The organism is Bradyrhizobium sp. (assembly GCF_049586575.1).
Taxonomy (GTDB): domain Bacteria; phylum Pseudomonadota; class Alphaproteobacteria; order Rhizobiales; family Xanthobacteraceae; genus Bradyrhizobium.
In genome coordinates, this window is the sequence record NZ_JBAVCF010000772.1 from 1 (window position 1) to 1902 (window position 1902).

Genomic DNA, 1902 nt, shown 5'->3' on the forward strand with positions numbered 1-1902 from the left:
CCCTTCCGCTCGTACAGCACCGGCACAGCGGAATCGACCATCACCTCAACGAGGCTCGTTCCCTCATACGCAATACTGCGCTTGAGCGCGGCCGCCAATTCGGATGACTTGGTCACGCGGACGGCGGCGCATCCCATGCCCTCGGCGATCTTCATAAAATCGATGCCGGGCATGTCGAGGCCGGGCACGTTGCGCACCTGCATCACCTGGCTGAACGCGCGCATCGCGCCGTAGCCTTCATTGTTGATGACGACGACGGTCAGCGGCAATTTCCTCTGGGCCGCCGTCCATAGCGCCTGGATCGAATACATCGCCGAGCCGTCGCCGACGAGGCAGACGGTGCGGATGCTTCCGCGGCCGAGTGAGATGCCGACCGCGGCCGGCAGGCCGTGGCCGAGCCCGCCGCTCGCCATGGTGTAAAAGCAGTCCGCACCCGCCATCGGCATGAACTTCTGCATCGCCGGGCGGTGCGACGGCGCTTCTTCCACCAGCACGGCATCGCGGGGCATGGCGGCTGCCAGGCTGTGCAGCAGAAATTCCGCCGTGATGGGATCAGACGCCACAGGCGCAGGCGGCAGAACGCGGCCCTTGGGCGCTGCGCGCTTGCTCTCGCTTGTCATCTCGATCAGCGCGGCGAGTGCGGGTTTCATGGTGGCGATGATGCTGGTGCCGGCCGGCGTCACCGCAGCCGCGTCGGGATCGTCGGTGATCTGGAACAGCGTCGTTTTGCCGTCCAAAATCGCCGCATGGCCCTCGACGTGAAAGGTGAAGACCGGCGCGCCGACCACAACGACCAGATCATGGCCGCGCAGCGCTTCGGATAGCTGACCCGGAGAGGCGTGCAGGAAGCCCGCAAATTGCGGGTGACGTTCGGGGAAGCTGCATCGCGCCGAAAACGGGCTGACCCAGACGGAAGCGTGGGTCTTCTCGGCAAGCCGCACCATCAAATCGACGGCTTGCGCGCGATCGATACCGGGGCCAACCACAAACGCTGGCCGCTCGCTCGACGCGAACGCCTCGGCCAGTCCCCTGATGGCGTCGGGATCGGGGCTCAATTCGCGCGTGATGCTGCGCGCCTCGATCGCCTGCGCAGGCTTCATCCAGTCGTCGCTCGGGACCGAGACGAATGTCGGCCCGCAGGGTGGCTGCATCGCCACGTAATAGGCGCGCGCGATCGCCGCAGGCACGTCTTCGGCGCGCGCCGGCTCGATTGCGAATTTCACGTAAGGCCGGGGAAATTCGGATGCGCGCTCGGCAAACAGAAACGGCTGCAACGGCAGGATGGAGCGCGCCTGCTGGCCTGCGGTGATCACGAGCGGCGTCTGGTTGCGATAGGCGGTAAAGACATTGCCGAGCCCATGTCCGACGCCGGCCGCCGAATGCAGGTTGACGAAGCCGGCGTTGCGGGTGGCCTGCGCGTAGCCGTCGGCCATGCCGACGACGGAAGCTTCCTGCAAGCCGAGCACGTAGTCGATGTCGTCCGGCCAATCGCTCAGGAACGGCAGTTCGGTCGATCCGGGATTGCCGAACACTTTCTTGATCCCGAACGCGCGCAACAGGTCGAAGGTGGCCTGCTTGACGGTGAGGGGACTCACCACGTCGCGGTGCCTTTCATGGTTGGCTGTCCTGCGGAATTGGCAGTCCACGTCTCAAGGCCGGCCGCCGTCTCGTTGGCATTGACCGAGAATTCAGAGCCCTCGAACAGCGGCTGTACGCCGCGATAGGCGAATTTCTTCGGAACGATCCCGCGCAATTTGGCGGCGAACTCGATCTGCAAGGCGGCCTGCATCGGCCCGTGGAAGACCAGGCCGGGATAGCCCTCGACCTTGGTGACATAGTCGCGGTCATAGTGAATGCGGTGGCCGTTGAAGGTCAGCGCCGAGTAGCGAAACAACAGCACGG

1 protein-coding gene and 1 pseudogene are annotated in these 1902 nt (G+C 65.0%); both read right to left on the reverse strand.

What is annotated here, in order from left to right:
- On the reverse strand, nucleotides 1-1598 hold a 1598-nt coding region (gene mdlC / locus WB528_RS27690), incomplete at its 3' end, for a benzoylformate decarboxylase (RefSeq protein WP_423892527.1).
- Nucleotides 1592-1902, reverse strand: a pseudogene (locus WB528_RS27695) (FAS1-like dehydratase domain-containing protein); the annotation flags it as partial. The pseudogene WB528_RS27695 and the gene mdlC, both read right to left, overlap by 7 nt.